Annotated in this window: 20 protein-coding genes and 1 tRNA gene; 15 read left to right on the forward strand and 6 right to left on the reverse strand. The window is 64.6% G+C overall.

What is annotated here, in order from left to right; genetic code table 11:
- Window positions 1–54: 54 nt before the first annotated feature.
- A complete protein-coding gene (locus BN60_RS06235; RefSeq protein ID WP_043283676.1) occupies window positions 55–1,299 on the reverse strand; it encodes an MFS transporter in 1,245 nt (414 codons plus the stop codon).
- Between the two features lie 199 nt (window positions 1,300–1,498).
- Between BN60_RS06235 and ssb the strand changes: the two genes are divergently transcribed.
- Both ssb and BN60_RS06245 read left to right on the forward strand, forming a co-directional pair.
- Window positions 1,499–1,996: a single-stranded DNA-binding protein gene (gene ssb, locus BN60_RS06240; RefSeq protein WP_020695147.1), complete on the forward strand. Its 498-nt coding sequence runs from the start codon at window positions 1,499–1,501 to the stop codon at window positions 1,994–1,996.
- A 9-nt stretch (window positions 1,997–2,005) separates the two neighbouring features.
- Window positions 2,006–3,004 carry an amidohydrolase family protein gene (locus BN60_RS06245; RefSeq protein ID WP_020695148.1) on the forward strand — a complete coding sequence of 333 codons (999 nt, stop codon included), beginning with the start codon at window positions 2,006–2,008 and terminating at the stop codon, window positions 3,002–3,004.
- A gap of 19 nt (window positions 3,005–3,023) precedes the next feature.
- On the opposite strand, the gene BN60_RS06250 is transcribed toward BN60_RS06245, so the two are convergent.
- The gene (locus BN60_RS06250) at window positions 3,024–3,665 is read right to left on the reverse strand and encodes an HAD family hydrolase (protein WP_177324769.1); all 642 of its coding nucleotides are present in this window, start codon (window positions 3,663–3,665) and stop codon (window positions 3,024–3,026) included.
- Between the two features lie 178 nt (window positions 3,666–3,843).
- Between BN60_RS06250 and gyrA the strand changes: the two genes are divergently transcribed.
- From gyrA to BN60_RS06315, 13 genes are all read left to right on the forward strand, one after another.
- The gene (gene gyrA / locus BN60_RS06255) at window positions 3,844–6,663 is read left to right on the forward strand and encodes a DNA gyrase subunit A (RefSeq protein WP_020695150.1); all 2,820 of its coding nucleotides are present in this window, start codon (window positions 3,844–3,846) and stop codon (window positions 6,661–6,663) included.
- 70 nt (window positions 6,664–6,733) lie between these two features.
- Window positions 6,734–7,240: a pantetheine-phosphate adenylyltransferase gene (coaD, locus tag BN60_RS06260; protein WP_020695151.1), complete on the forward strand. Its 507-nt coding sequence runs from the start codon at window positions 6,734–6,736 to the stop codon at window positions 7,238–7,240.
- 123 nt (window positions 7,241–7,363) lie between these two features.
- A tRNA-Lys gene (locus tag BN60_RS06265) sits at window positions 7,364–7,438 on the forward strand.
- Window positions 7,439–7,466: 28 nt separating this feature from the next.
- Window positions 7,467–8,345 carry an ABC transporter permease gene (locus BN60_RS06270; RefSeq protein WP_020695152.1) on the forward strand — a complete coding sequence of 293 codons (879 nt, stop codon included), beginning with the start codon at window positions 7,467–7,469 and terminating at the stop codon, window positions 8,343–8,345.
- Window positions 8,323–9,135 carry an ABC transporter ATP-binding protein gene (locus BN60_RS06275; RefSeq protein WP_020695153.1) on the forward strand — a complete coding sequence of 271 codons (813 nt, stop codon included), beginning with the start codon at window positions 8,323–8,325 and terminating at the stop codon, window positions 9,133–9,135. Before BN60_RS06270 ends, BN60_RS06275 begins: the two co-directional genes overlap by 23 nt.
- A 6-nt stretch (window positions 9,136–9,141) precedes the next feature.
- Window positions 9,142–10,284: a glycosyltransferase gene (locus BN60_RS06280; protein ID WP_020695154.1), complete on the forward strand. Its 1,143-nt coding sequence runs from the start codon at window positions 9,142–9,144 to the stop codon at window positions 10,282–10,284.
- Window positions 10,281–10,664 carry an STAS domain-containing protein gene (locus BN60_RS06285; RefSeq protein WP_020695155.1) on the forward strand — a complete coding sequence of 128 codons (384 nt, stop codon included), beginning with the start codon at window positions 10,281–10,283 and terminating at the stop codon, window positions 10,662–10,664. Before BN60_RS06280 ends, BN60_RS06285 begins: the two co-directional genes overlap by 4 nt.
- An 85-nt stretch (window positions 10,665–10,749) precedes the next feature.
- On the forward strand, window positions 10,750–11,913 hold the full coding sequence (locus BN60_RS06290; RefSeq protein ID WP_177324770.1) for a polysaccharide biosynthesis/export family protein: 1,164 nt from the start codon (window positions 10,750–10,752) through the stop codon (window positions 11,911–11,913).
- An 84-nt stretch (window positions 11,914–11,997) separates the two neighbouring features.
- Window positions 11,998–12,954 carry an HlyD family secretion protein gene (locus BN60_RS06295; RefSeq protein ID WP_043283677.1) on the forward strand — a complete coding sequence of 319 codons (957 nt, stop codon included), beginning with the start codon at window positions 11,998–12,000 and terminating at the stop codon, window positions 12,952–12,954.
- Window positions 12,955–13,064: 110 nt separating this feature from the next.
- Window positions 13,065–14,231, forward strand: coding sequence for an FtsX-like permease family protein (locus tag BN60_RS06300; RefSeq protein ID WP_215905885.1), 1,167 nt, complete (start codon window positions 13,065–13,067; stop codon window positions 14,229–14,231).
- A 2-nt stretch (window positions 14,232–14,233) separates the two neighbouring features.
- Window positions 14,234–14,950, forward strand: a complete 717-nt coding sequence (locus tag BN60_RS06305; protein ID WP_043283678.1) for an ABC transporter ATP-binding protein — start codon at window positions 14,234–14,236, stop codon at window positions 14,948–14,950.
- A gap of 13 nt (window positions 14,951–14,963) precedes the next feature.
- Window positions 14,964–16,208: a glycosyltransferase family 2 protein gene (locus BN60_RS06310; RefSeq protein ID WP_020695161.1), complete on the forward strand. Its 1,245-nt coding sequence runs from the start codon at window positions 14,964–14,966 to the stop codon at window positions 16,206–16,208.
- A 7-nt stretch (window positions 16,209–16,215) separates the two neighbouring features.
- Window positions 16,216–17,517 (forward strand): glycosyltransferase family 2 protein, encoded by a 1,302-nt coding sequence (locus tag BN60_RS06315; RefSeq protein ID WP_020695162.1) that lies wholly within the window; start codon window positions 16,216–16,218, stop codon window positions 17,515–17,517.
- A gap of 18 nt (window positions 17,518–17,535) precedes the next feature.
- Here BN60_RS06315 and BN60_RS06320 read toward each other — a convergent pair whose 3' ends face one another.
- Genes BN60_RS06320 through BN60_RS06335 form a run of 4 tightly spaced genes read right to left on the reverse strand, consistent with a single transcriptional unit; the run spans window position 17,536 to window position 22,807 of the window.
- A complete protein-coding gene (locus BN60_RS06320; protein WP_020695163.1) occupies window positions 17,536–18,498 on the reverse strand; it encodes a hypothetical protein in 963 nt (320 codons plus the stop codon).
- 3 nt (window positions 18,499–18,501) lie between these two features.
- Window positions 18,502–19,908, reverse strand: a complete 1,407-nt coding sequence (locus BN60_RS06325) for a mannose-1-phosphate guanylyltransferase/mannose-6-phosphate isomerase (protein WP_020695164.1) — start codon at window positions 19,906–19,908, stop codon at window positions 18,502–18,504.
- A 29-nt stretch (window positions 19,909–19,937) separates the two neighbouring features.
- Window positions 19,938–21,626 carry an FAD-dependent oxidoreductase gene (locus BN60_RS06330; RefSeq protein WP_020695165.1) on the reverse strand — a complete coding sequence of 563 codons (1,689 nt, stop codon included), beginning with the start codon at window positions 21,624–21,626 and terminating at the stop codon, window positions 19,938–19,940.
- A complete protein-coding gene (locus tag BN60_RS06335) occupies window positions 21,623–22,807 on the reverse strand; it encodes a cyclic nucleotide-gated ion channel (protein ID WP_020695166.1) in 1,185 nt (394 codons plus the stop codon). Before BN60_RS06335 ends, BN60_RS06330 begins: the two co-directional genes overlap by 4 nt.
- Window positions 22,808–22,853 lie beyond the last annotated feature (46 nt).

The raw sequence follows: 22,853 nt of genomic DNA on the forward strand, positions 1-22,853 counted from the left end.
CATCGCATATGGCGATTCACCCCCAACCGCGCCAGTCCTCCACAAGCCGCAAGATCAGGCTGCGGATGCCTGCGCTGCTAGCACCCGGTCGGTCGGCCGGTCGTTCATGAGGAGCTGCATGGTGCCCGCGATCAGGCCGATCAGGACGCCGATCTTCCAGGCCAGATCGTAGGAGCCCATCAGATCGAAGAGATAGCCGCCGCCCCAGGCGCCGAGGAAAGAGCCTGCCTGGTGGCTGAGGAAAGCGATGCCGGTCAGGGTCGACAGGAACCGCAGGCCGAAGATCTGCACCACCAGCCCGTTGACCAGCGGAATGACCCCCAGCCAGAGGGTGCCCATGGCCGCGCCGAACAGCACCACCGAGAGCGGCGTCGGCGGGTACATGAAGAAAAGGAGAAGGGTGAGCGAGCGCAGCAGGTAGATCGCGCCCAGCAATAGCCGCTTGGGATACTTGTCGCCCAGCCAGCCGAACAGCCACGAACTCAGGATGTTGAAGCCACCAATCAGCATGAGCGCCACGGCGCTGTAACTTGCATCCATGCCGCACTGGGCGAGGTAGGTCGGCAGGTGCGTGGTGAGGAAGACGAGCTGCAGGCCGCAGACGAAGAAGGCGATGGCCATCACGACATAGCCGCTGTGGCGCCGCGCCTCGTCGAGTGCGCCCATGAGCGTGAGGTCCCGGTCGCTCGCCAGCGTGTTGGGCAGCTTGTCGGCACGGCTGCCGATCCAGGCGGCCGGCAGCATGGCGATGGCCAGGATCACGAACGACCACGAGGCGGCCCGCCAGCCATCGGAGGTCAGGAGGTAGGCCGCAATCGGTGCCGTCACCATCGTGCCGACGGAGCCGGCGGCCGAGACGATGCCGAAGGCCAGGGTACGCCGGCCGGGTTCGACGACGCGCGCCGCGATGTTGGCGGTGATGCCCGAGGTCGTGCAGGCCAGCGCAATGCCGATCAGGACGCCGGCCCCCAGAATGATCGCCAGGGCGCCCTGCGCGGTGGCCGTGAGCCAGATGCCCAGGATGAACATGGCGCTGCCCAGGAGGGCCACCCAGCGGGTGCCGTACTTGTCGGCGAAGACGCCGGCAATCGGCTGGCTCAGCCCCCAGGCGACCTGCTGGACAGAAATGGCCAGCGCGAAGTCGGAGATGGCGATGCCCAGTTCCTTGGAGGCCGGCGCCTGGAACAGGCCGAGGTTCTGACGGATGCCCATGGCCAGGGTCATCATCAGCGCGGCGCCGCCCAGCATGGCGTAGGCCTGACCGGTCGAAACCTGGGGGACGTGAAAGGGTTTACTCATGACGCGGCAAGATAGGGGAGGGGTTGCTGCGGAAACCAATGAATTGTCGGAGGGCTGGCATGAGTGAAGCTCACGGCGTCTGCAGCCCAAAGGGGGACACAACCCAAATTAGGTGGCTGCCCACAGGCTGCCGGAGCTAGGTTCGCCGCCATGAGGTAGGTGCCGCGCCCCGCGGCACCGGGAATGCGAGGAGGCCCCCATGGCGGGCAGCGTCAATAAAGTCATCCTGGTCGGCAATCTCGGCCGCGACCCCGAAGTGAGGTCCATGCAGGATGGCCGTTCCATGGTGAACATGTCGGTGGCTACGTCGGATACATGGCGCGATCGCCAGAGCGGCGAGCGCAAGGAGCGCACCGAATGGCACCGTGTCGTGATCTTCAACGAGAAGCTCGCCGAGGTTGCGCAGAAGTTCGTGCGCAAAGGCTCGAAGGTCTATGTCGAAGGCCAGCTCGCGACGCGCAAGTGGACCGACCAGAGCGGCCAGGAGCGCTACACGACGGAGGTCGTGATCCCGCGCTTCGGCGGCGCGCTCACCATGCTCGATGGCCGTAGCGGCGGCGAGGGCGGTGGTCCTGGCGGTGGACCGGACGACGATTTCGGAGGTGGCGGCATGTCCGGTGGCGGCGGCGGCGGCGGAGGTGGCCGGTCGGCGTCTCGCGGCAGCAAGCCGGAACTCGACGACGACATTCCGTTCTAGAGGCGCCACATGCGTCGCATTGCCGTGGAAGAGGCGTTCATCACGCCTGAGATTCTTGCCGCCTGGAAAGAATGCCTGAAGCGAGACGACGTCGAGCCAGGGTTCGCGAAGATGGCGGGCGCTCTCTTGAGCCCTGCCGGTAGGCCCTTGTTCGAGAAGATGCTCGATATCGGGGCGGGCCGCATCGCCCACATGGACAAGGTCGGCGTCGACATGCAGGTGCTGTCGCTGACCTCGCCCGGAGTGCAGGTGCTCGACGCGGCCACGGCGATTCGGCTGGCGGCCCAGTCGAATGACATGCTGGCGGCGGCCGTGAAGGCCTATCCGACGCGGCTGGCCGGGCTGGCGGCCATTGCGCCGCAAGATCCTGCCGTGGCGGCCAAGGAGATCGAGCGGGGGGCGAGGCAGCTCGGCATGCGGGGTGTCATCGTCAATTCCCACACCGGGGGCGAGTATCTCGATCTGCCCAAGTATCGGCCGATCCTCGAAGCGGCCGAAGCGCTCGACATGCCGATCTATCTCCATCCGCGCGAGCCGTCGACGCCGATGGTCACGCCGTTCCTCGACTATGGGCTCTACTTCGCCATGTGGGGCTTCTCCGCCGAGACCGGCCTGCATGCCATGCGCCTGATCGTGTCGGGTACCTTCGATCGGTTTCCCAAGCTCAAGATCGTGCTCGGCCACATGGGCGAGGGCATTCCTTATTACCTGCAGCGCATCGACAATCGCCATGCGATGCAGGTCAAGCTCGGTGCCACGCCCGCGCTGGCCAGGAAGCCCAGCGAGTACTTCCGCGAGAACTTCTACGTCACGACGGCCGGCGTCACGTCCTTGCCGACGTTGCGCCTCTGCCTCGACGTGCTCGGCAGCGAGCGTGTCCTGTTCGCAGCGGACTATCCCTACGAAGACGACGATGAAGCCGTACACTTCATCAAGGAGACGGTCCTGACCGCCGAGGAGCGGAAACGGGTCTGCGAGACCAACGCCGTGAACCTCTTCAAGCTGTAAGTCTGATCGTCTCAGGCCTTCACGCAGGCAGGCCCATGGCGCGCAGTTCCGCCACAGTATCTTCGGCCGATCGGTGGTGGATGGCGTTCATGCCGACGGCGCGGGCGCCTTCGACGTTGGCGATCACATCGTCGATGAACACCGCATCCTGGGGCTGGAAGCCGCCGGTCCGGCAAACTAACTCGTAGATCGCGGCATCGGGCTTGGAGACGCCGACAAGGCCCGAGACCACGTAGTCGCGGAAATGGCCGAAGAAGGGATGCCGGGTGCGGCCGGGGCCGCGCAGCCACGGATCGAGCAGGTTCGGCGCGTTCGAGAGAACGTAGAGCGGTGTGCCAGCACGGTGCAGCCGGTCGACCAGTTCGATCATCGGGCGGAAGGTCTGCGTGCACATCTCGTCGAACCGGCCGTAGAAGGCGGCGATCAGTTCCTCCTTGCCGGGGTGGAGGGCCTGCAGCGCCCGCGTCGCCGCCACAGGGTCTCCACCATGGTCCTGCTTTTCGTGCCACGCCCTCGTGGTCACATTGGCCAGGAAATCCTCCATCTCGTCGGGGTCCGGAATGAGCTGCCGGTAGAGGTGCCGGGGGTTCCAGTCGACCAGGACTCCGCCGAAATCGAATATGGCGACCGAGGGCCGGGGAGGGGGCGTTCGAGGGCTCAAATCGCAGCCTTTCTGAGGGGTGTTTGTGCGCATAATTTAATCAATAAAATCAATTAGTTAAAGCTATGTGCGAGAGTCGATTTTAGTTGGTCTTCGGGGGCCGTTTTGCTAGTGTTCGAAATCGCCCAGCCGGAGTCTCCGGAACGGCCACCAATACGAGATAAAAACCAGGTTTTTCGTGAGCGACGATACGACTCTGCCACCGGCGCCGCCGCCCTCTGACGCGCCTCCGCCCCCTCCGCACGATATCGCGCCGATCACGATCGAAGAGGAGATGCGCCGGTCGTACCTCGATTACGCCATGAGCGTGATCGTGTCGCGTGCGCTTCCCGACGCGCGCGACGGGCTGAAGCCGGTGCAGCGCCGCATCCTGTACGCGATGAAGGAAAGCGGCTTCGACTCGACGCACGCCTTCCGCAAGTCGGCGCGTATCGTCGGCGAGGTGATGGGTAAGTATCACCCGCATGGCGACAGCGCGATCTACGACGCCATGGTGCGCATGGCGCAGGATTTCTCCATGCGCCTGCCGCTGATCTCGGGGCAGGGCAATTTCGGCTCGATGGATGCCGATCCGCCGGCGGCGATGCGTTATACCGAGGCGCGCCTGGCGCGCGCGGCGGAAGCGCTGCTGGCCGACATCGACAAGGACACGGTCGAGTTCCAGGCCAACTACGACGAGACCACGCTGGAGCCGACGGTTTTGCCGGCGGCCTTTCCGAACCTGCTGGCCAACGGTGCGGGCGGTATCGCCGTCGGCATGGCGACCAATATTCCGCCGCACAATCTCGGTGAGTTGATCGACGCCTGCTGTGCGCTGATCGACACGCCCGAGCTTACCATGCAGCAGGTGATGGAATATGTGCCGGGGCCGGATTTCCCGACCGGCGCCACCATCCTCGGCCGCAACGGTATCCGCGCGGCCTATGAGCTTGGCCGCGGCTCCATCGTCATGCGGGCGCGCACTCGGATCGAGGAGGGGCGCGGCGGACGCGAGATGATCGTCGTGTCCGAAATTCCCTATCAGGAAAACAAGGCCCGCCTGCACGAACGCATCGCGGAAGTGGTGCGCGACAAGAAGGTCGAGGGCATCTCCGAAATTCGCGACGAGAGCGACCGCGACGGCGTGCGTCTGGTGATCGAGTTGAAGCGCGACGCCATGGCCGATGTCGTGCTGAACCAGCTTTACCGCTACACGCCGCTGCAGACGACGTTCGGCGTCAACGCGCTGGCACTCGACGGCGGCCGGCCGAAGCTGATGAGCCTCAAGGAGCTGCTGGAGGCGTTCATCCGCTTCCGCGCCGAGGTCATCACGCGGCGGACCAAGTATGAGCTGAACCATGCCCGCGACCGCGCCCATGTGTTGGTCGGTCTTGCCATCGCCGTCGCCAATATCGACGAAGTGATCGAGATGATCCGTCGCGCGCCCGATCCGGTGGTGGCGCGCGAACGCCTGATGGCCAAGGACTGGCCGGCCCACGACGTGGCGCCGCTGATCGCCCTGATCGCCGAACCCGGCCGCGAGGTTTCGCCCGAGGGCACCTATCGCCTTTCCGAGGCACAGGCGCGCGCCATCCTCGAGCTGCGCCTTCAGCGCCTGACGGGTCTTGAACGTGACAAGATTGCCGAAGAGCTGACCGAAGTGGCCAAGCTCATCGAGGGCTACCTCGAGCTGCTGGGGGACCGCGACAAGCTTTTCGCGTTGATGCGGAAGGAACTGCTCGAGATCAAGGAGCAGTTCGCGACGCCGCGTCGGACGGAGATCCTCGACAACGAGTTCGAGCAGGACATCGAGGACCTGATCCAGCGCGAGGACATGGTCGTGACGGTGACGCACGGCGGCTACGTCAAGCGCGTGCCGGTCTCCGCCTATCGCGCCCAGCGCCGCGGCGGCAAAGGCCGCTCGGGCATGGCCACGCGCGAGGACGACTTTGTTTCGAGCCTGTTCGTTGCCAATACGCACACGCCGGTATTGTTCTTCTCCAGCCGGGGCATCGTCTACAAGCTCAAGGTCTGGCGGCTGCCCCTCGGCGCGCCGCAGGCCCGGGGCAAGGCGTTCGTGAACCTTCTGCCGCTGAACGAGGGCGAGACCATCAGCGCCGTGATGCCGATGCCGGAGGACGAGGCGAGCTGGGCGACCCTGCACGTCATGTTCGCCACGGCTCGTGGCGGCGTGCGGCGCAACGAGCTGAGTGATTTTGTCAGTGTCAATCAGAGCGGCAAGATCGCCATGAAGTTCGAGGGCGACGATGCCGGCGACCGCCTGATCGGCGTGGGGGTCTGCAGCGAAGAGCAGGACGTGCTGCTGGCCACCCGCCAGGGCCGCGCCATGCGCTTCCCGGTCTCGACCGTGCGCGTTTTCCAGAGCCGCGCCTCGACCGGCGTGCGCGGCATCGCCCTGGCCGATGGCGACGAGGTGATCTCCATGTCGCTGGTCGACAACGGCAAGGGCATTCCGACCGAGGACCGCGACGCTTACCTTCGTCAGTCGCGTGCGCTGCGACAGGCCGAGAACGCGGCCGAAGCGGCCGATGAGGATGCCGCGGCGACGGCCGAGGAGGCTGCCGCACCCGCGACGACGCTCACGGCGGAACGGTTCGCCGAACTGCAGGGCAAGGAGGAGTTCGTCCTTACCGTCGCTTCGTCCGGCTTTGGCAAGCGCACCTCTGCCTACGAGTATCGAGTGACGGGCCGCGGTGGCAAGGGTGTGGAGTTGATGAACCTGGGCAAGGGCGGCGAGGTCGTCGCGGCTTTCCCCGTACTCGACAACGACCAGATCATGCTTGTCACCGATGGTGGCACGCTGATCCGCTGCCCGGTCGACGGGATTCGCATCGCAGGTCGAGGCACGCGCGGTGTCCGCATCGTCAATGTGAGCGAAGGCGAGCGCGTCGTTTCTGCTGTGCGCATCGGCGAGGACGATGCTGGGAACGGCAACGGCGAGGCGAGTTCCGAAATGCCCGATTCCGAAACGCCCAGTTCCGAAACAAACGGTGGATAAGGACCGGCCGTGTCGCTAAGACCTTGCAGTCGCAGTCTGCGAACAAGTCGTTGCGGAGTGGGGGGAAGACATGGCCGTAGAACGCACCGGAGTTTATCCGGGCACGTTCGATCCCATCACGAGCGGGCACATGGAAGTCGTGCGCCGTTCGCTGCGGCTCGTGGACAAGCTGGTGATCGGCCCGGCGATGAACATCAGCAAGGGCCCGATGTTCTCGCTCGAGGAGCGCATCGACATCATCAAGGACGACATCGCCGACTTTCCCCAGGCCGACCGGGACCGGATCGAGATCGTTCCGTTCGAGGGCCTGCTGATTCACTTCGCACGACAGGTGAATGCGTCGGTGATCATCCGCGGCCTGCGGGCCGTTTCGGATTTCGAGTACGAAATTCAGATGGCCAACATGAACGCCCGCATGGAGCCTGCGATCGAGACCATCTTCCTCATGGCCTCGGACCGGCACCAGTTCATCGCCTCCTCGCTGGTGAAGGATATTGCCCGACTGGGCGGCGACACGTCGCAGTTCGTTTCCAAGCGGGTATTCGAGCGTCTGAAGAAGAAGTTCGCCAAGGAGTAATTTCCGGTCTGCGAGCCCCTGAATTGGCTTTCTTGCCATCCCAAGCGGCTGCGTTGACCGGAACGCCCGCACACCTTATACGGGCGCCGCGCGGGACTACGGCCCGCGGCGCGGAACCGGGACGAGCCCGTAGCTCAGCGGTAGAGCATCTGACTTTTAATCAGGTGGTCGTAGGTTCGATCCCTACCGGGCTCACCACTGGACCCAAGAAGGAGAAGCGCGGCTCATGCCGTCGGTGAAAGTCGTCAACGGCAAGCAGATCGTGGTCGAGAATCTCGGCCCGATCGAGCGGATCGTGAGCTTCCTGGTGAAGCCGTTCGCGCAGATGTGGCAGCATCGGGACCTCGTGTTCGCGATTCTGCGCCGCGAAGTGCGCGAGCGCTTCAAGGGCTCGATCGCCGGCTGGATCTGGGCGATCATTGCGCCGCTTCTTATGATCGCCGTCTATTCCCTGGTATTCAGCACGACTCTGACGCTACCGCTGCCCGACAAACTCGCCGAGAGCCAGGCTGGCTATGCCCTGTTCATCTTCGGCGGCCTCATCATCTTCAATTTCTTCTCGGAGATGGCGTTTCGCGCGCCGATGCTGCTGCACGAGTACACTCACTTCATCAAGCAGACGATCTTTCCCAGCGATATGCTGGCGGTGATCTCGACGCTGCGCGCCACGGCCTACACGCTGATCTCGATGGGAGTGATGCTGCTGTTCCAACTGGCGGTGATCGGCGAGCTTCCCGTGACGGTACTGCTGCTGCCGTTGATTTTCATCCCGTTTATGGCGTTCTTGATCGGCATGTCGTGGTTCCTGGCGGCTCTCGGAGCGTTCACGCGCGATGCCGGCTATCTGATGATCACGATCGTGCCGCTTTTCATGTTTGCAACGCCGATATTCTATCCGCAGTCGATGGTGCCGGCACCCTACGATTTCTGGATTTACGGCAACGCTTTGGTCTGCTTCGTCGAAATTCTGCGCGACATAGTACTGGTGGGCAAGCTGCCCAACATGATCCTCTATGGCTGGACACTGTTTATTTCACTGTTCAGCTTCTATTTCGGCTACTGGTTCTTCGACAGGTATCGGAATGTCATCGTCGACGTCCTCTGAGGTCGTCGTCGAGGCGAAACACCTCGGCAAGGCCTTCCAACTCTACGCTCACCGCAACGACTGGCTGAAACAGGTCCTGTTCGGCTGGTGGAAGTCGTACTTCAAGCCGTTCTGGGTGCTGCGCGACATCAGCCTCGAAGTGCGGCGCGGCGAGAGCATCGGCATCCTCGGCCGCAACGGCTGCGGCAAGTCCACCCTGCTGCAGGTGATCTGCGGCATGACCTTGCCCAGCCATGGCGAGCTCCGGGTGAACGGCCGTATCGCGCCGGTCCTGGCGCTGGGCTCGACGTTCGACATGGAGCTGTCGGGCCGCGAGAACGTCATGATCGGTGGCGCGGTGCTGGGGTTGAAGCGCGCCGAGGTGCTGCGCAAGTTCGACTCGATCGCCGAGTTCGCCGGGATCGGCGATTACATGGACCAGCCGGTGAAGCACTACTCGATGGGCATGCGTACGCGCCTTGCCTTCTCGATCTGTGCCCACGTCGAAGCCGAGATCCTGGTCGTCGACGAGGCGCTGTCGGTCGGCGATGCCGCCTTCCAGCGCAAGTGCCTCGACTGGATCGACAATTTCCGCAAGACCGGCACGCTGCTCTTCGTCTCGCATTCGATGGCGGAAGTGCGCCGCCTGTGCACCCGGGCGATCTGGATCGAGGAGGGGCGCATCCGCGAGGAGGGCGACCCCAACGACGTGATCCGCAACTATCACCGCGCATTGCTGGTCGAGAAGGACGACGTCAACCGCTTTACGGCGGGCAAGGCCGAAACCAAGCCCGTAGCGGCAGGCGAGTAATGCGCCATGGAGCCGGGCGCCCTGGCGTGGCTCGGAGTGGGCTGGTGGTCGTTCGGGACGGCCGTGCATTGGGCGAGCGCCGCTCTCGCACGCACCCCTAGGCAGGGTGCCGCCGTGCATCACAGGGCGGCGGATTTCAGCATCGTTGCGCCGATGGCGGGCGCGGAGGATGCCTCCACGCCCTACGTGCGGTCGCTCCAACGTCTCGCCCAGGCGGGCGCCGAGATCCTGATCTGTGTGGCGACCGTCGACGATGGCGCGGTGGCGCCGACCAGATCGCTCTGGCCCGATGCGCCGATCCTGGTGGGCAACGGCGATACCTTCAATCCCAAGATGAATAATGTCCGCAAGGGACTCGAAGCCGCTTGCCGCAAGGTGGTGGCGCTTTGCGACGCGGGCATCCTGATCGATGCTGAGGAGCTCTGCCAGGCCGCCGCGCCGCTCTCGGACAAGGTCGGCCTCGTGCTGGCCTTGAAGGCTGCCGAGGCGCCGGAGACGTTCGCAGCCGAGATCGAGCGCGCCTATATCGATGGCCATCAGGCGCGCTTCCTGCTTGCAGCGGACCGGCTCGGGATTCCCGTTGCGTCGGGAGGTGTCACGCTTCTGACGAATGACACGCTCCAGCGCATCGGCAACTGGCGCGGTTTCAATCGGTGGATCGCCGACGACTATTCCGTCGTGCGTTCGGTCCGCGAGCTGGGATTGTCCACTCAACTCGGCGAAGTCATGCCGCGGTTGCCGCTGGGTATACGGCCATGGCCGGCGGTTTGGCGCCGCCAGGTCCGTTGGGCGCGCACCCGCCTGCGTCTGCCTGTCTGGCCTCTCGTCCTCTGGGAGCCGGCGATCGGCTGCACGGTCACCGGCCTGGTCGGGGCTGCCGCATTGCTGGCAAGCGGCGTTGCGCCCGGGCTGGTGGCGGCCGCTTTGGCTGCACACGTGTTGGCCTGGCTTGCTGGGGAAAAGTGGTTCATGGCGGGGCGCCATCTCTCGTTTGGCTGGTCGGCTGCCGGGGCGGCCTTGGTTCGCGAAGCCCTGGCGCCGGTGTTGGCTGTATCCGCGATCGGGGGCCGCCGAATTCCCTGGCGCGGGACAGACCTTGGTGGTGAGTGGCGCAGCCGCGGTAAAAGCGCTTCGAGGACATCCGTATGAAAGACCTGAACATCGACAAATCGATATCGACGGTCATGCTGCCGGCGCGCGTCGACTCGGCGACGGCGGCGTCGGTGGAAAAGCTGCTGCTGGGCGAAGTGCGACCGAATGCGCGCGTCATCGTCGACGGCAGCGACGTTACCTACATGAGCGCAGCGGGGGTGCGAACTCTTGCAACGGTACTCCATCGCGCGGCGGAGGTGGGCGCGCGGGTCGTGCTGTGTCGTTTCTCGGGGCCGGCTGCCGATTGCCTGCTCGTCAGCGGCTTTTCGGAGCTGTTCGATGTTGCCGAAAACACTGCAGACGCCGCCCTTCGGTTGAAACGCGGGCCTGTGGGTGATCCAGCGGGGCGCTTGCACCGGCGTGGCGCCACGGGTTAATTACTGCCCCTGCTGAAGCAGGACCATGCGATGGGACGCGGCGCTGGCGATCAACGCGGCGACCGTTCCGGACGGAGACAGGGATTTGACAGTTTGGAGTTGGCTGCGCGCGACTGCGCGCCCTATCGCCATTGTCCTCGGCTTGGGCATCGGTGTTTCAGCCTGCACGGCGATCCCGGGCGATGGGCCGTGGATGGGAGGCGCCGCTGCCACCAGCACTGAGGCTCTCCCGTTCGATGTGATCGACCTCACGCCGACGACGATCGCCAGCTACAATCAGTTGGCGCCCTTCGACGTCCCCTCGACGGTGGGCAACCTCTCCGCAACAGGCGGCCGCATTTCCGTGGCGCCGGGAGATGTGCTCAAGGTGCGCATTTTCGAACCCTACGAAGGCAGCATCTTCCCGACGATTCAGCGGCCGGGCGCCGACTTCGGCGTCCAGAGAGTGACGGACGATGGCACGATCAGCGTGCCGTTCGTCGGCACCGTAGCCGTTGCCGGCATGGATCTCAGCCAGATCGAGAAGAAGATCTCCCAGCAAGTGGCGGCATCGGGCAAGGCTCAGGACCCGCAGGTAATCGTCGAGTTCGTTGCTGATCGCACCCACACCGTCATGGTTTCGGGCGACGTCAAGCAACCCGGGCGCATCTCGATGCTCGACGGCGTGCGGACCCTTGCCGAAGCCATCAGCCGTGCGGGCGGTCCGGTCGGCGGCAGTTCGCAGCCTGGCTTCGCTACGAGCCCGTCGAACCAGGTCGAGGTCGTGCTCCGCCGGCAGGGGCAGGTGATCCTGCAGACGCAGTATTCCGACCTGCTGGCTGGTCGCGACGTGGCACTCCAGAAGAACGACGAGATCGTCGTGCGCCCCAATTCGCGCGTCTACACCGTGCTGGGCGCCGTCATGAAGTCGGGTAACGTCGAGCTGTCAAAGCAGAATACCAGCCTGCTCGAGGCACTGGGCACGGTTGGCGGTTTGGCCGATCAGCGAGCAAACAAAACGGGCGTTTATGTGTTCAGAATGGGGGATTTGCAGAAGAATCCCACAGCCCGGGCTCGCGTTTTTCGACTGGACCTCTACCAGCCAGTCTCTATTTTCATTGCGCAGCAGTTCCCGATCCAGGCACGCGATGTCATCTACGTCACGAACGCACCGCTTTACGAGTACGACAAGATCCTGACTTCGATCTATCGCACGTTCTCGATTGTGGGTGTCGCGAGGGGCACGGTGATCCCGGCGACATCGTTCTGATCTAGGGGCAGCAATCCCAGCCGTTTTTTGGTATAATTCCGTATGGCGCAGGCAAGAAAATTTACATGGGGTGCGGCGGGATTGGTGGCGTTGCTCGTCGTCGGCGCCATTCTTCTCTGGGTGACCCCCAGCCGGCAGACCAGCAGTGCCCAGGACGCGGCGCGGCAGGCCCCGCCGCTGATTTCGCGTGGCTATACGGATGCTCCGTCGGGTACGGCGATCATCGCTGGCGATCCGCAGGGCGGCGGCGTGCTGATCGAACTCAAGATCGCTGATGGCCAGAAGGTGAAGAAGGGCGAGGTAATCGCCGTCCTTTCCAATTATCCCAAGGCCGACATTGCCGTCCGGACGACCGAGGCTGAGCTCGCCAAGACCAAGCAGCAGCGCGAAGCCATGATCAGCGGTTTCCGGACCGCCGAAATCGCGATGCAGGAAGTCGTCGTGAAGTCGTCGGCCGAGGAGCTGAAGCTCAAGACGCTGGAGATGCAGCGGTCGGGCAAGCCGCCGGATCAGAAGCAGCTCGAAATGTCGATCTCGCAGCAGAACCTAGAGCGCGAGCAGGCGAAGCTGCGCGTGCAGAAGGAAACGCTGCAGAGTGATTTGGCGCAAATCGACACCGAAATCGCCATCACAGAGACCAAGCTCTCGAACGCCCGCAATACACGCGAGCAAGCCCTGGTGCGGTCGCCGCTCGATGGCGTCGTGATCCAGATCTACACGCGGCAGGGCGAGCGCGTCTCGACGAACGGCATCGCCAAGATCGTGGACCTCTCCCAGCTCCGCGTGCTGGCCGACGTCGACGAGCTTCAGGTCGGACGGATATCGCCCGGCGGCAAGGTTGAAGTCACGTTCCGCGGGAGCCCGACTGTCTACAAGGGGACGATCTCGCGCGTGGCGCCCACGGTGAAGCGTATGCAGCGTATCGAGCCGGATGGCGGCTCTTCGACCGACGCGCGTGTCGTGCAGGTCGAAATTGAGCTCGATGACCCCTCCAGCATGCCGCAGGTGCTGGGACGCGAGACGCGCGTCACTTTCCTCTAATGGCCGTTACGCTGCCTGCCGTTCCGTCGTCGCGGCGACGGCAATGGTTCCAGTGGTGGCCACAGTTTTCGCTGGCCCGCCTAAAGGCTGCCGCCCGGACCGCCACGGCGATGCCGCTGGGATCCCAGCAGCTCAAGCGTCAGCGGACCAGTACGCTGCTGTCGCTTGCCGGCGTTACCGCGAGCCTGCTGGTGATCTTCGCCCAGCTCGGCATCGAGCGCGCGGTCTACGACTCGGCGATCCGGCTTCACCGTTCCGTGACAGGGGACCTTGTGCTGGTTCCCTATGGCTTCAAGTCGCTCCAGCTTCACGGCGAGGTCCCGGCCGCCATGACGGACGTGGTCTCCGCCAACTCGCATGTCGCGATGACGATGCCGTTCTGGTTCGGCGTCATGTCGATGACCCATGCCGGAATGACGACGCCCCGCCGTATCGCCTGGTACGCCATCGACGTTGAGCGGCCGGCCATCGACGTTCCGGGGCTGCGTGAGAATCTCTACCGGCTGCGCGAAGCCCGCCGCATGCTCTACGATCGGGACTCGCGGCCTTATTTCGGCAATCTCGCCGAATCGGTCGGGCCCGGTAAGCCGGAGTTTCAGGTTCTGGGGCCGCCCGACAATCGCGGTCTCCTGCGTCAGCTTTTCGTGGTCGGCAACTTCGCCCTTGGACCCAACGTGCTGAACGACGGCGCGATCCTGATGTCCGAGGACACGATGGCGGAAGTCTTCGGAGCCTGGTGGTCCGACCGGCCGGCCTTCATCGGCATCAAGCTCGTGAAGGGTGCCGATCCGGATGCGGTACGGGAGGAGATCAACAAGGCTCTTGCAGGCCGCGGCGAAGTGATCACCATCCGCGATTTCGAGAAGCGCGAACGCGCCTACTGGTCGCGCGAGACGCCGGTTGGTTACATCACGGACCTGGGCTTCATCATGGGCGTGATGATCGGCATGGTGTTCATCTACTACGCCCAGTACCAGATCATCCGTTTCTATCTGCCCGAATACGCAATCTTGAAGAGCCTGGGTTATGACTGGTGGTTCTTCCTGTTCATGATCGGACAGATCGGCGCGGCCATCATCACGCCGGCCTTCCTGGTGGCCTTCACGCTGGGCCGGTTCGTGTATGGGGCGACCGAGGCCGCAATGCATCTCGGCATGACCATGGGGCTGCGCGAGATGGTCGTGGCGCTGGTCGCCTGCGTGATCATGACCGTGGTTTCCAGCCTCTTCGCCATCCGCCGCCTGTGGAAGGTCGATCCCATCATGCTGTTCGAGTGACCATGACGACGGACACCCACGGCTTCGGGCCGCCAGTCGTCGAGGCGGTCGACGTCCATCACCACTACGGCGAGGGGCCGCAGCGGGTCGACGTGCTGTTCGACATCAACATGCAGGTCCGCGAGGGCGAGCTGCTGATCGTCACGGGGCCGTCCGGCTCGGGCAAGACGACCCTGCTCACCATTCTCGGCACGATGCGCAAACCCTCGGAAGGCAAGCTGCGCCTGCTGGGCACAGATATCGTCGGCCTGGGCGGCGCCGAGTTGGATACGCTGCGCAATCGCGTGCGCTTCCTGTTCCAGAAGCGCAATCTTCTGTCCTCGCTAACGGCGCTGCAGAACGTCATTGCCGGCGTCTCGACCACGCCGCTTGCCGACCCGAACTGGGACGAGAGGCGCGCGCGCCATCTGCTCGGACTGCTGGGGCTCGCCGACAAGGCTGAAGCCTGGCCCGACGAGCTGTCGGGCGGCCAGCAGCAGCGCGTCGCCATTGCCCGAGTCATGATTGGGCTGCCGGATCTCATCATCGCGGACGAGCCGACCTCGGCCCTGGATCGCGTGTCCGGCCGTGTCGTGGTCGATCAGCTCAAGGATCTCGCCATGCGCGCCAAGTGCGCCGTCGTGCTGTCGACGCACGACGAGCGGATCTTCGACGTCGCTTCGCGCCGTCTCCACATCGAGGATGGGCGGTGCTTCGAAGTGCCGATCCATTATCACTGACGGGCAGCAAGGAATGCTGCTTTTCGCCGTCGACCTGATCGTCCTTGTCTGTCTCCTCGCGCAGTTCGCCATCGCGGGCTACTTCCTCTACCTGATCTACTGGCTGCGGGAGTTGCCGCCGGATCAGGCGGCCGAAGCCTCGCTGCCGGCCGACCTGCCGCGCGTTCTCATCCAGATTCCGGTCTATAACGAACCTCTGGTCGTGGAGCGTGCCGTGACCGCAGCAGGCGCGCTCGTCTGGCCGCGCGATCGGCTCACCATCCAGCTCCTAGACGACAGCAACGACCTCACTTCGGACATCGCCGTTCACGCCGTCGCCCGTCTTCGGCGGGAGGGCATCGACGCCCATCACGTTCGCCGGAGCGATCGCAGCGGCTTCAAGGCCGGGGCTCTGGCTGCTGGCCTGGCGCTCGACGACGCGCCCTATGTCGCCGTGTTCGATGCCGATTTCGTGCCGCCGCCCGATTGGCTCCGTCGAGCGATGGCCGCAATGCTGGCCAATCCGAGGGCAGCCTTCGTGCAGACCCGCATCGAGTGGGGCAATGGCGACAGCAATTGGCTGACCCGTGCCCAGCGGCTCATGCAGGATGCGCATTTCGCGGTCGAGCAGGATGTGCGGGCGCGGCGCGGCGTACCTTTCCAGTTCAACGGCACCGGCGGCATCTGGCGCCGGGCGGCGGTGGAGGAGGCGGGCGGCTGGTCGCACGACACGCTGTCGGAGGATCTCGACCTCGTGCTGCGGACTTACCTCAAGGGGTGGACCGGCGTTTTCCTGATGGAGCCCCATGTCGTGGGCGAGCTGCCGCAGAAGGTCGACGAGTTCGGAGTTCAGCAGAGCCGCTGGTCCAAGGGGTTCATCCAGGTCGCGCGCAAGCTCCTGGGACCGATCTGGAATGCCGATTGGTCGACAGAGGCGAAATTCACGACCACGGTGGCGCTCGGCCAGCAGCTCATCTTTCCGCTGCTCGCGGTCGGCATCGTCGGGCTTTTCATTTCGATCCTGGGGCACGGCAAGCTGCTGGGCCTGTTCCGCTTCGGCCTCTGGCTGTGGCTGATCGGCATGCTGGCCGTGCTGCTGGGAATGACCTGGGGGGCCTATCGTCGCCTGCAACGTGGCGATCTGATGCGCTACCTCGTCACGGCGGCAAGCGTGCCGGCGCTGATCGTGTACCTTGCCTTCGTCAATACCGCCTCGATCGTCGGCGCGGGCTTTGGCAAGAAGACCGAGTTCAAACGTACGCCGAAGACAGGAATCTGAGCGAGCTATGGCGGTAATCCTGGCGACTTTGGCCCTCCTGCTCGCCGCGATCTTTGCGGTGTGCTGCGTGTTGCTCGCCTCCTTCATCGGCAGCCTGCTCTATATGGTCGTGCTGCACCATCGGCTGAAGGAAGCGGGATTGCGCCGCGAGGAGACGCTGCTCGCCACGCCACTGCCGCCCGACGCCGAGCTGCCGCATGTGGTGGTGCAGATTCCTTCGTTCAACGAAGGAGCCGTGGTACGCCGCGGGGCACAGGCGGCCGCCGATCTCGACTGGCCGCGCGACAAGCTGCACATCCAGCTTCTCGACGACAGTACGGACGAGACTGCCGAAATGGTGCGTGCCGTGGCGGCAGAGTTGCGGGCCAAGGGCTTCGACATCGTGGCTCTGCAGCGCACCGATCGCAGCGGCTACAAGGGCGGGGCCCTGCATGAGGCGATGCAGAAGACGCCTTACGACTACTTCGCGATCTTCGACGTCGACTACATCCCGTCGCCTGATTTCCTGCGCGTCTGCATGCGGCCATTCTTCGCCGAGCCGAAGACCGCCTTCGTCCAGGCCCGTTTCGACTTCCTCAATCCGCACGAAAATGCGCTCACCGAGATGCAGATGGTGACGCTCGATGCCCATCTCGGGATCGAGCAGGCGACCCGCTGCTGGGCAGGCCATCCGCTGCCCTTCAACGGGACCTGTGGCATCTGGCAGCGCGCGGCGATCGAAGCGGGAGGCGGCTGGAAGGGCGATACCGTCACCGAGGATCTCGACCTGACCTACCGCGGCTGGGTCAAGGGCTGGCGCGCGCTGTTCCTGACCAGCGTGGGCGTGCCGGGCGAGTTGCCGGCCGACACCAAGACCTGGCTGCGCCAGCAGCAGCGCTGGCAGGATGGATTTCGCCACGTTTCTTGGCGGATGTTTCCTGAGATCCTGAAGAGCCGCACGATCAAGCCTGCGGCCAAGGGAGCGGCGCTCTTGCACCTGTGCATGTCGCTCAATCAGCCGGTGTTGCTGGTTGGCGTTTCCGCCGGTCTGCTGGCCGCGCTGCTGGCGCCATCGCTGATCCCGTTGCTGCTGACGCTGTTCATCATCACCTTTGCCTGGGTGCTGTTCTGCGCCACCACCTTCCTGCGTGCGGGTCACAATTTCATTCGCGGCGGTGAAATCCCGCCGGGCCAGTTCGCGATTGTGCTGCTGCGCTTCGTCGGCGGTCAGGCCGCGACGGTGGTCCGCTCGCTCGGTGTCCATATCAAGAAGCTGTTCAGCAAGCCCAAGCCTGTCGTCTTCGACCGCACACCCAAGCGCGGCACCTGAACCGGAGTTGGCTAGGCGTTAGGCGAGGGCGCCTTCGCGCAATAGCGGATGGTGCGCACAGCGCAGGCCGCCGCCCGTTGCGATCGGGCCGTCGAAGGGCAGAGGGATGACCTCGACCTTGCGCCGCTTCAGCTCATCGATGACGCGAGCATTATCGGCATCGACGATCGCGTGGCCTTCTTCGAGGACCAGGCAGTTGGTGGCCAGCAGGGTCGCTTCTTCGACGGAGACTTCGATCTTGTCCCAGTCGCGTAGCGACATGGGGAGGCCGTCGATCAGCTTCTGCGGGCAGTAGATCAGCAGGCCGGGCTTGACCAGCGCCATTGCGCAGTCGAGGTGCAGCACGTTGGAGCGCAACGCCACGGGGATCACCCGGTATCGGTCACCCAGCAGCGCCTGCAGCCAGTCGGCGCCCGCCAGATCGGAGGCGCAGCCGGAGATGCCGACATAGATTTCGTAACCGTTCAGCAGCGTATCGCCGCCTTCGAGGAACGGTCCGTCGACGCAGCCGGGCGAGCCCAGCGGTACGCTGGACCAGCGAGCGCCGCGTTGCTGAACGACTTGCTGGATGATCGGGCGCAAGCCAAAACGTTCGCGCTGCCGGCACTTCAGGCGCAGCGACGCGTCGATGACGTGGTGTCCAACGACGATCATGCCGTCGCGCGGGAAAAGCTGGGCGCCTTCACCGTTGGGCGCCATGAAGGTTCGTTCTTCGCCCTTCAGCCGCTCGGGGCGATGGACGGTGACGCCTTGGCGCGCCACCAGTTCGGCTAAGGCATCGGCCTGATCTTCGATGAGCTTTGCCCTCGCCGGATCGACGTCGATCAGACGTTGACCAACATGAGCCCGGCAGAACGCCGCGCCGTCTGATGTCAGCCAGCGCTGCGAAGGCTCGTGGAAAACAACGAAGTCCTCGGCGGGCGATATCCCGATGACGACTTCGCGCAGTTGGCCCCATTCGTGATGAGCGCCGAACAGCATCCGTCACACGCGCGCGTAGATGTCTTCGTAGCGGACGATGTCGTCTTCCTCGACATAGTCGCCGGTCTGAACCTCGACCACTTCCAGAAGGTCGGGGCCCGGATTGGCGAGACGGTGGATGCCGCCGATCGGGATGTAGGTCGATTCGTTTTCGTGCAAGGTCGTGATCTGGCCGTCGAGCGTCACTTCGGCAACACCCTTCACGACCACCCAATGCTCGGCGCGGCGGTTGTGGCTCTGCAGGCTGAGCTTGGCGCCCGGATTGACCGTCAGACGCTTTGCGCGGAAACGTTCGCCGCGATCGATGTCCTGATAGCTGCCCCAGGGCCGGTGAATCACCGTGTGCTCCGTAGCCGCGCGATGATTGCCGTCCGACATGCGCTGCACAACGTCCTTCAATCGCGGGAGGTTGTCGCGATGACCGACCAGCACGGCATCGTTCATCGCCACGACCACGACATCCTCGACGCCGATCACCGCTGTCAGCGGACCGTCGGAGCGGATGTAGGAGTTGCGGACATGGTCGACCTCGACCGGACCTTCGGTGACGTTGCCGGCACTGTCGGCCTCGCCGACATCGAGCAGGGCGTCCCAGGTGCCAAGATCGGACCAGCGGAACTTGGCCGGCACCACCCAGCATTTGTCGGTGCGTTCCATCACGGCGTAGTCGATCGACTTAGCCGGTGCCTTGGCGAAGGCTTCGGCGTCGAGAAATATCGTCGAACCCATCTTCTTCGCTTTGGCGACAGCCTCTTCGGCAGCGGCGGCCATGGCAGGCTCGAAGCGAGCCATCTCCGACAGCATCAGTTCGGGCGGGAACAGGAAGTTGCCGCTGTTCCACAGAAGGCCCTCGGCGATATAGCGCAGCGCCGTCTGGGCATTAGGCTTTTCGACGAAAGCGGCGACCTTCTGGACGGGGCCGATGCGCTCGCTGCCCGGCCGGATGTAGCCGTAGTCGGTCTTGGGCTCCGTCGGTGGAATGCCGAAGGTCACGATGCCGCCCTTCTGCACGGCGTTGAGCCCGTCGCGGCAGCCCGCGAGGAACTCCTCCGCCCCGATCACCAGATGGTCCGACGCCAGCGCCAGCACAGCCTTGGCGCCGAGGTTGCGCGTATAGACGGCGGCCGCGGCCATGGCCGGACCGGAATCTCGGCGTGACGGCTCGACCAGAATGTCGATCTCGATGCCGACTTCACTGGCCTGCTTCTCGGCCATGAAGCGGTAGGCTTCGTTGGTCGCGATCACGGGCCGACCGAACAGGCCGCGGTCGGCTACGCGCACCAGAGTCTGCTGGAAGGTCGATTGCTTGCCCAGCAGCGGGACGAACTGCTTGGGCATGCTTTCGCGCGACAGCGGCCACAGGCGCTTGCCGGAGCCTCCGACCAGGATGACGGGCGTGATCTGCGACATGGCGACTGCTTTCGTTATTGACGGGCGTTCTACCGGGCGGCCGAGGCCGCATGTCGGGCCGCGATATAGCCGAAGGTGAGGGCCGGGCCAATGGTGATGCCCGCACCTGGATAGGTGCCACCCATGACGCTGGTCATGTCGTTGCCGGCGGCATAGAGGCCGCGAATGGGCGCGCCTGCACTATCGAGGACACGGGCATGGCCGTCGACCCTGAGGCCCAGGAAGGTGCCGATATCGCCCGGAATCATTTTCATGGCGTAGAACGGCGCTTGCACGAGCGGTGCGAGACAGGGGTTGGGGCCGTGGGTGGGGTCTCCGTTGAAGCGGTGATAGGCGTCCGTTCCCTTGCCGAACTCGGGATCTTCACCGCGCGCCGCGTTCGCGTTGAAGCGGTCGATAGTGGCCTGCAGGGCGTCTGCGGAAATGCCGGTCTTGCCTGCCAGCTCCGCCCAGCTTCCGGCACTCAGCAAGTAGCCGCTTCGGAGATGTGGCCCGAGGGGCAGCGGTGCCGGCCCAATGGCGCCCATGCCGTAGCGGCGGATCGCACGATGGTCACAGATCAACCAGCAGCTCGTTTCCGCGCGGCCGCGGCAGGTCTCGACCATGGCGGGCACGAAGTCATGGTAGGAGGCGGACTCGTTGGTGAATCGCCGGCCGGTGGCATCGACGGCGATGTAGCCCGGCTTGCCGCGTTCGTAGAAGTGCGGAAAGGGCAGGGTCGATCCGTCGGGCTGCGGGACCAGCGAGACCGGCACCCAGGCCGCGGCGTAGGCGACGTCCTCCGCCATCACCCCGCCTGCCGACTGGCCGAGCCGAATGCCGTCGCCGCGATTGCCGGGCGGCGGAGCCGAACGGTGCGCATGTCCCTCGTGAACATGGCCGTAGTAGCGGCGCTTCAATTCATCGTCGGCCGGGAAGCCGCCGCAGGCCAGCACAACACCATGGCGTGCACGGATTTCTTGCCGCTGGCCGTTGCGCTTCACAGCCGCGCCGACGACGGCGCCGTCGCGTTGCACCAACTCCACCACCGGGCTTTCCAGCCAAAGATCGATGCCGCGTTCCTGGGCCGAAAGCGCCATCCCGGCGATCAACGCATTGCCATTGGTGAGGCGTGTTCCGCGGGCGTGGCTGGTTCGGTCGACGGCATAGCGGATCGTCATGCCCGCCACGTGGAGCGCCGAACGGGCGGAACGGGTCATGCGGAAGACATGCGGGAGGTCGTTGCGGCCGAGCATCATGCCGCCGAAGGCCATCATGGTGCGTAGCGGGGCCCGCAGCTCGGCGAAGCGCTTGCCGAGGCGACGTCCGTCGAACGGCAACGGCAGGAGCGAACGGCCGCCCTGTGCAGCGCCTGCTTTGGTCGGATGATAGTCCGCCCAGATCGGCACCGCCTCGTAGCGGACATAGGTGTTGTTCTCGATGAACTCGACCGCCGGATTGCAGTTGTCGAGGAAGGCGTTGGCGAGTTCGAGGTTCAGTCGGTTGCCTGCCTCCTGCTGTAGGTAGGTGAGCGCATCCTCCTTGGAGTCGGCAATGCCCAGAGCCCGGCCGTGTCGGTTACCGGGAATCCAGATGACGCCGGCGGAGTAGGCCGTGGTGCCGCCGAACAGCGGCTCCTTCTCGACCATCAGCACGCTCAGGCCTGCATGGGAGGCGGTCAGTGCCGCCGAGAAGCCGGCGGCACCCGAGCCGACGACGAGAAGGTCGGTTTCGATCATCGTTTGCCTTCGCGACCGAGGTTTTCTTCGCGCCGCCGTGTGGCCTCGTTCTCCACCGCTTCGGCCAGTGCCGGGATATGCGAGGCAATCTCGTAGAAGTCGCTGGCATAAAGAACCAGCAGGGTAGTTGGCCGAGTCGTCGCGACCGAAGCGGCGCGCGGCTGGCGATTGAGCAGCGCCATTTCACCGAAGAACGCTCCGTCGTCCAACCGTACCGAGCCGCCGGTCGGCAATCGCACCTCGACCTCGCCGTTCGAGATGAAAAACATCGAGTCGCCGGGATCGCCCCGACGCAACACCGTCACATGGGCGGGGTAGTAGCGCGTGCGCAACTTGCCCACGATCTCCGACAAGGTAACGACGCCGAGGGAGGCGAAGATGGGAACCCGCGAGACCTGATCCCAAACGCGCAGATATTCGCGTCGCCGCTCTTCCTGTGCAAAGCCGGTCGCGAGCACGCCGGTCATCAGCGCGAGCACGGCGATGCCGCTGATCATCAGCAGCGAGCCGATCATCCGGCCGCCGACGGTAAGAGGCACGACGTCGCCGTAGCCCGTGGTCGTCAGAGTAACGACCGCCCACCACATGGCATTGGGCAGGCTGCCGAAAGCCTCGGGCTGCTTCACGCGCTCGAACATGTGCGCAGCAGTGGCCGCGGCCATCAACAGGATGGCAAAGACAATCAGCACACTGGCGATCGGCGCGCGTTCGTTCGAGATCACGCGGGCCAGGGTGCCGAAGGCCGGCGCATGCAGACCGAGCTTCATGATCCACAGGATGCAGAAGACGGACGCCGTATCGGTACCTGTGATGCCGTAGCCGCCGGTCATCATGACGGCCGGCATGGTCGCCAGCAGGCCGATCAAGCCAGGAAGGGTGGCGACCCAGTGCAGTCGTGCCCGCATCGGCGGCATCTCGGCATAGAGCGGCATCTCGGGGGCGATCCAGAGCCGGACGAGATATTCAACCAGGAAGACAATCGTGACGATCCAGATTGCGCTGCGGAGATAGACGCGATGCCCCGCCGCGAATTCGTCGATCGAGAGCAGGATCACTGCCAGCAGGCCGACAGCCAGAACGATAAGATGGAAGGCCCGCCAGCGCCGCGCAGCGGGGCTGGGCTCGGCAGGACGCAGGACCGAGAAAACCTGCGATCGGAGTGTCTTTGACGCGGCCGTCACAGGGCGACCATAGGCGGCTTGGCGTGCCAATTGCAACGCGGGGAGG

Origin of the sequence: Reyranella massiliensis 521, from assembly GCF_000312425.1 — a bacterium.
GTDB lineage: Bacteria > Pseudomonadota > Alphaproteobacteria > Reyranellales > Reyranellaceae > Reyranella > Reyranella massiliensis.

Bases quoted from the DNA above. Each gene is read 5' to 3' on its own strand.
- ssb (WP_020695147.1), top strand. From the start codon at position 1,499: ATGGCGGGCAGCGTCAATAAAGTCATCCTGGTCGGCAATCTCGGCCGC.
- coaD (WP_020695151.1), top strand. From the start codon at position 6,734: ATGGCCGTAGAACGCACCGGAGTTTATCCGGGCACGTTCGATCCCATC.
- BN60_RS06320 (WP_020695163.1), bottom strand. From the start codon at position 18,498: ATGCTGTTCGGCGCTCATCACGAATGGGGCCAACTGCGCGAAGTCGTC.
- BN60_RS06245 (WP_020695148.1), top strand. From the start codon at position 2,006: ATGCGTCGCATTGCCGTGGAAGAGGCGTTCATCACGCCTGAGATTCTT.
- BN60_RS06305 (WP_043283678.1), top strand. From the start codon at position 14,234: ATGACGACGGACACCCACGGCTTCGGGCCGCCAGTCGTCGAGGCGGTC.
- BN60_RS06310 (WP_020695161.1), top strand. From the start codon at position 14,964: ATGCTGCTTTTCGCCGTCGACCTGATCGTCCTTGTCTGTCTCCTCGCG.
- BN60_RS06330 (WP_020695165.1), bottom strand. From the start codon at position 21,626: ATGATCGAAACCGACCTTCTCGTCGTCGGCTCGGGTGCCGCCGGCTTC.
- BN60_RS06270 (WP_020695152.1), top strand. From the start codon at position 7,467: ATGCCGTCGGTGAAAGTCGTCAACGGCAAGCAGATCGTGGTCGAGAAT.
- BN60_RS06275 (WP_020695153.1), top strand. From the start codon at position 8,323: ATGTCATCGTCGACGTCCTCTGAGGTCGTCGTCGAGGCGAAACACCTC.
- BN60_RS06235 (WP_043283676.1), bottom strand. From the start codon at position 1,299: ATGAGTAAACCCTTTCACGTCCCCCAGGTTTCGACCGGTCAGGCCTAC.
- BN60_RS06325 (WP_020695164.1), bottom strand. From the start codon at position 19,908: ATGTCGCAGATCACGCCCGTCATCCTGGTCGGAGGCTCCGGCAAGCGC.
- BN60_RS06285 (WP_020695155.1), top strand. From the start codon at position 10,281: ATGAAAGACCTGAACATCGACAAATCGATATCGACGGTCATGCTGCCG.
- BN60_RS06280 (WP_020695154.1), top strand. From the start codon at position 9,142: ATGGAGCCGGGCGCCCTGGCGTGGCTCGGAGTGGGCTGGTGGTCGTTC.
- BN60_RS06315 (WP_020695162.1), top strand. From the start codon at position 16,216: ATGGCGGTAATCCTGGCGACTTTGGCCCTCCTGCTCGCCGCGATCTTT.
- BN60_RS06300 (WP_215905885.1), top strand. From the start codon at position 13,065: ATGCCGCTGGGATCCCAGCAGCTCAAGCGTCAGCGGACCAGTACGCTG.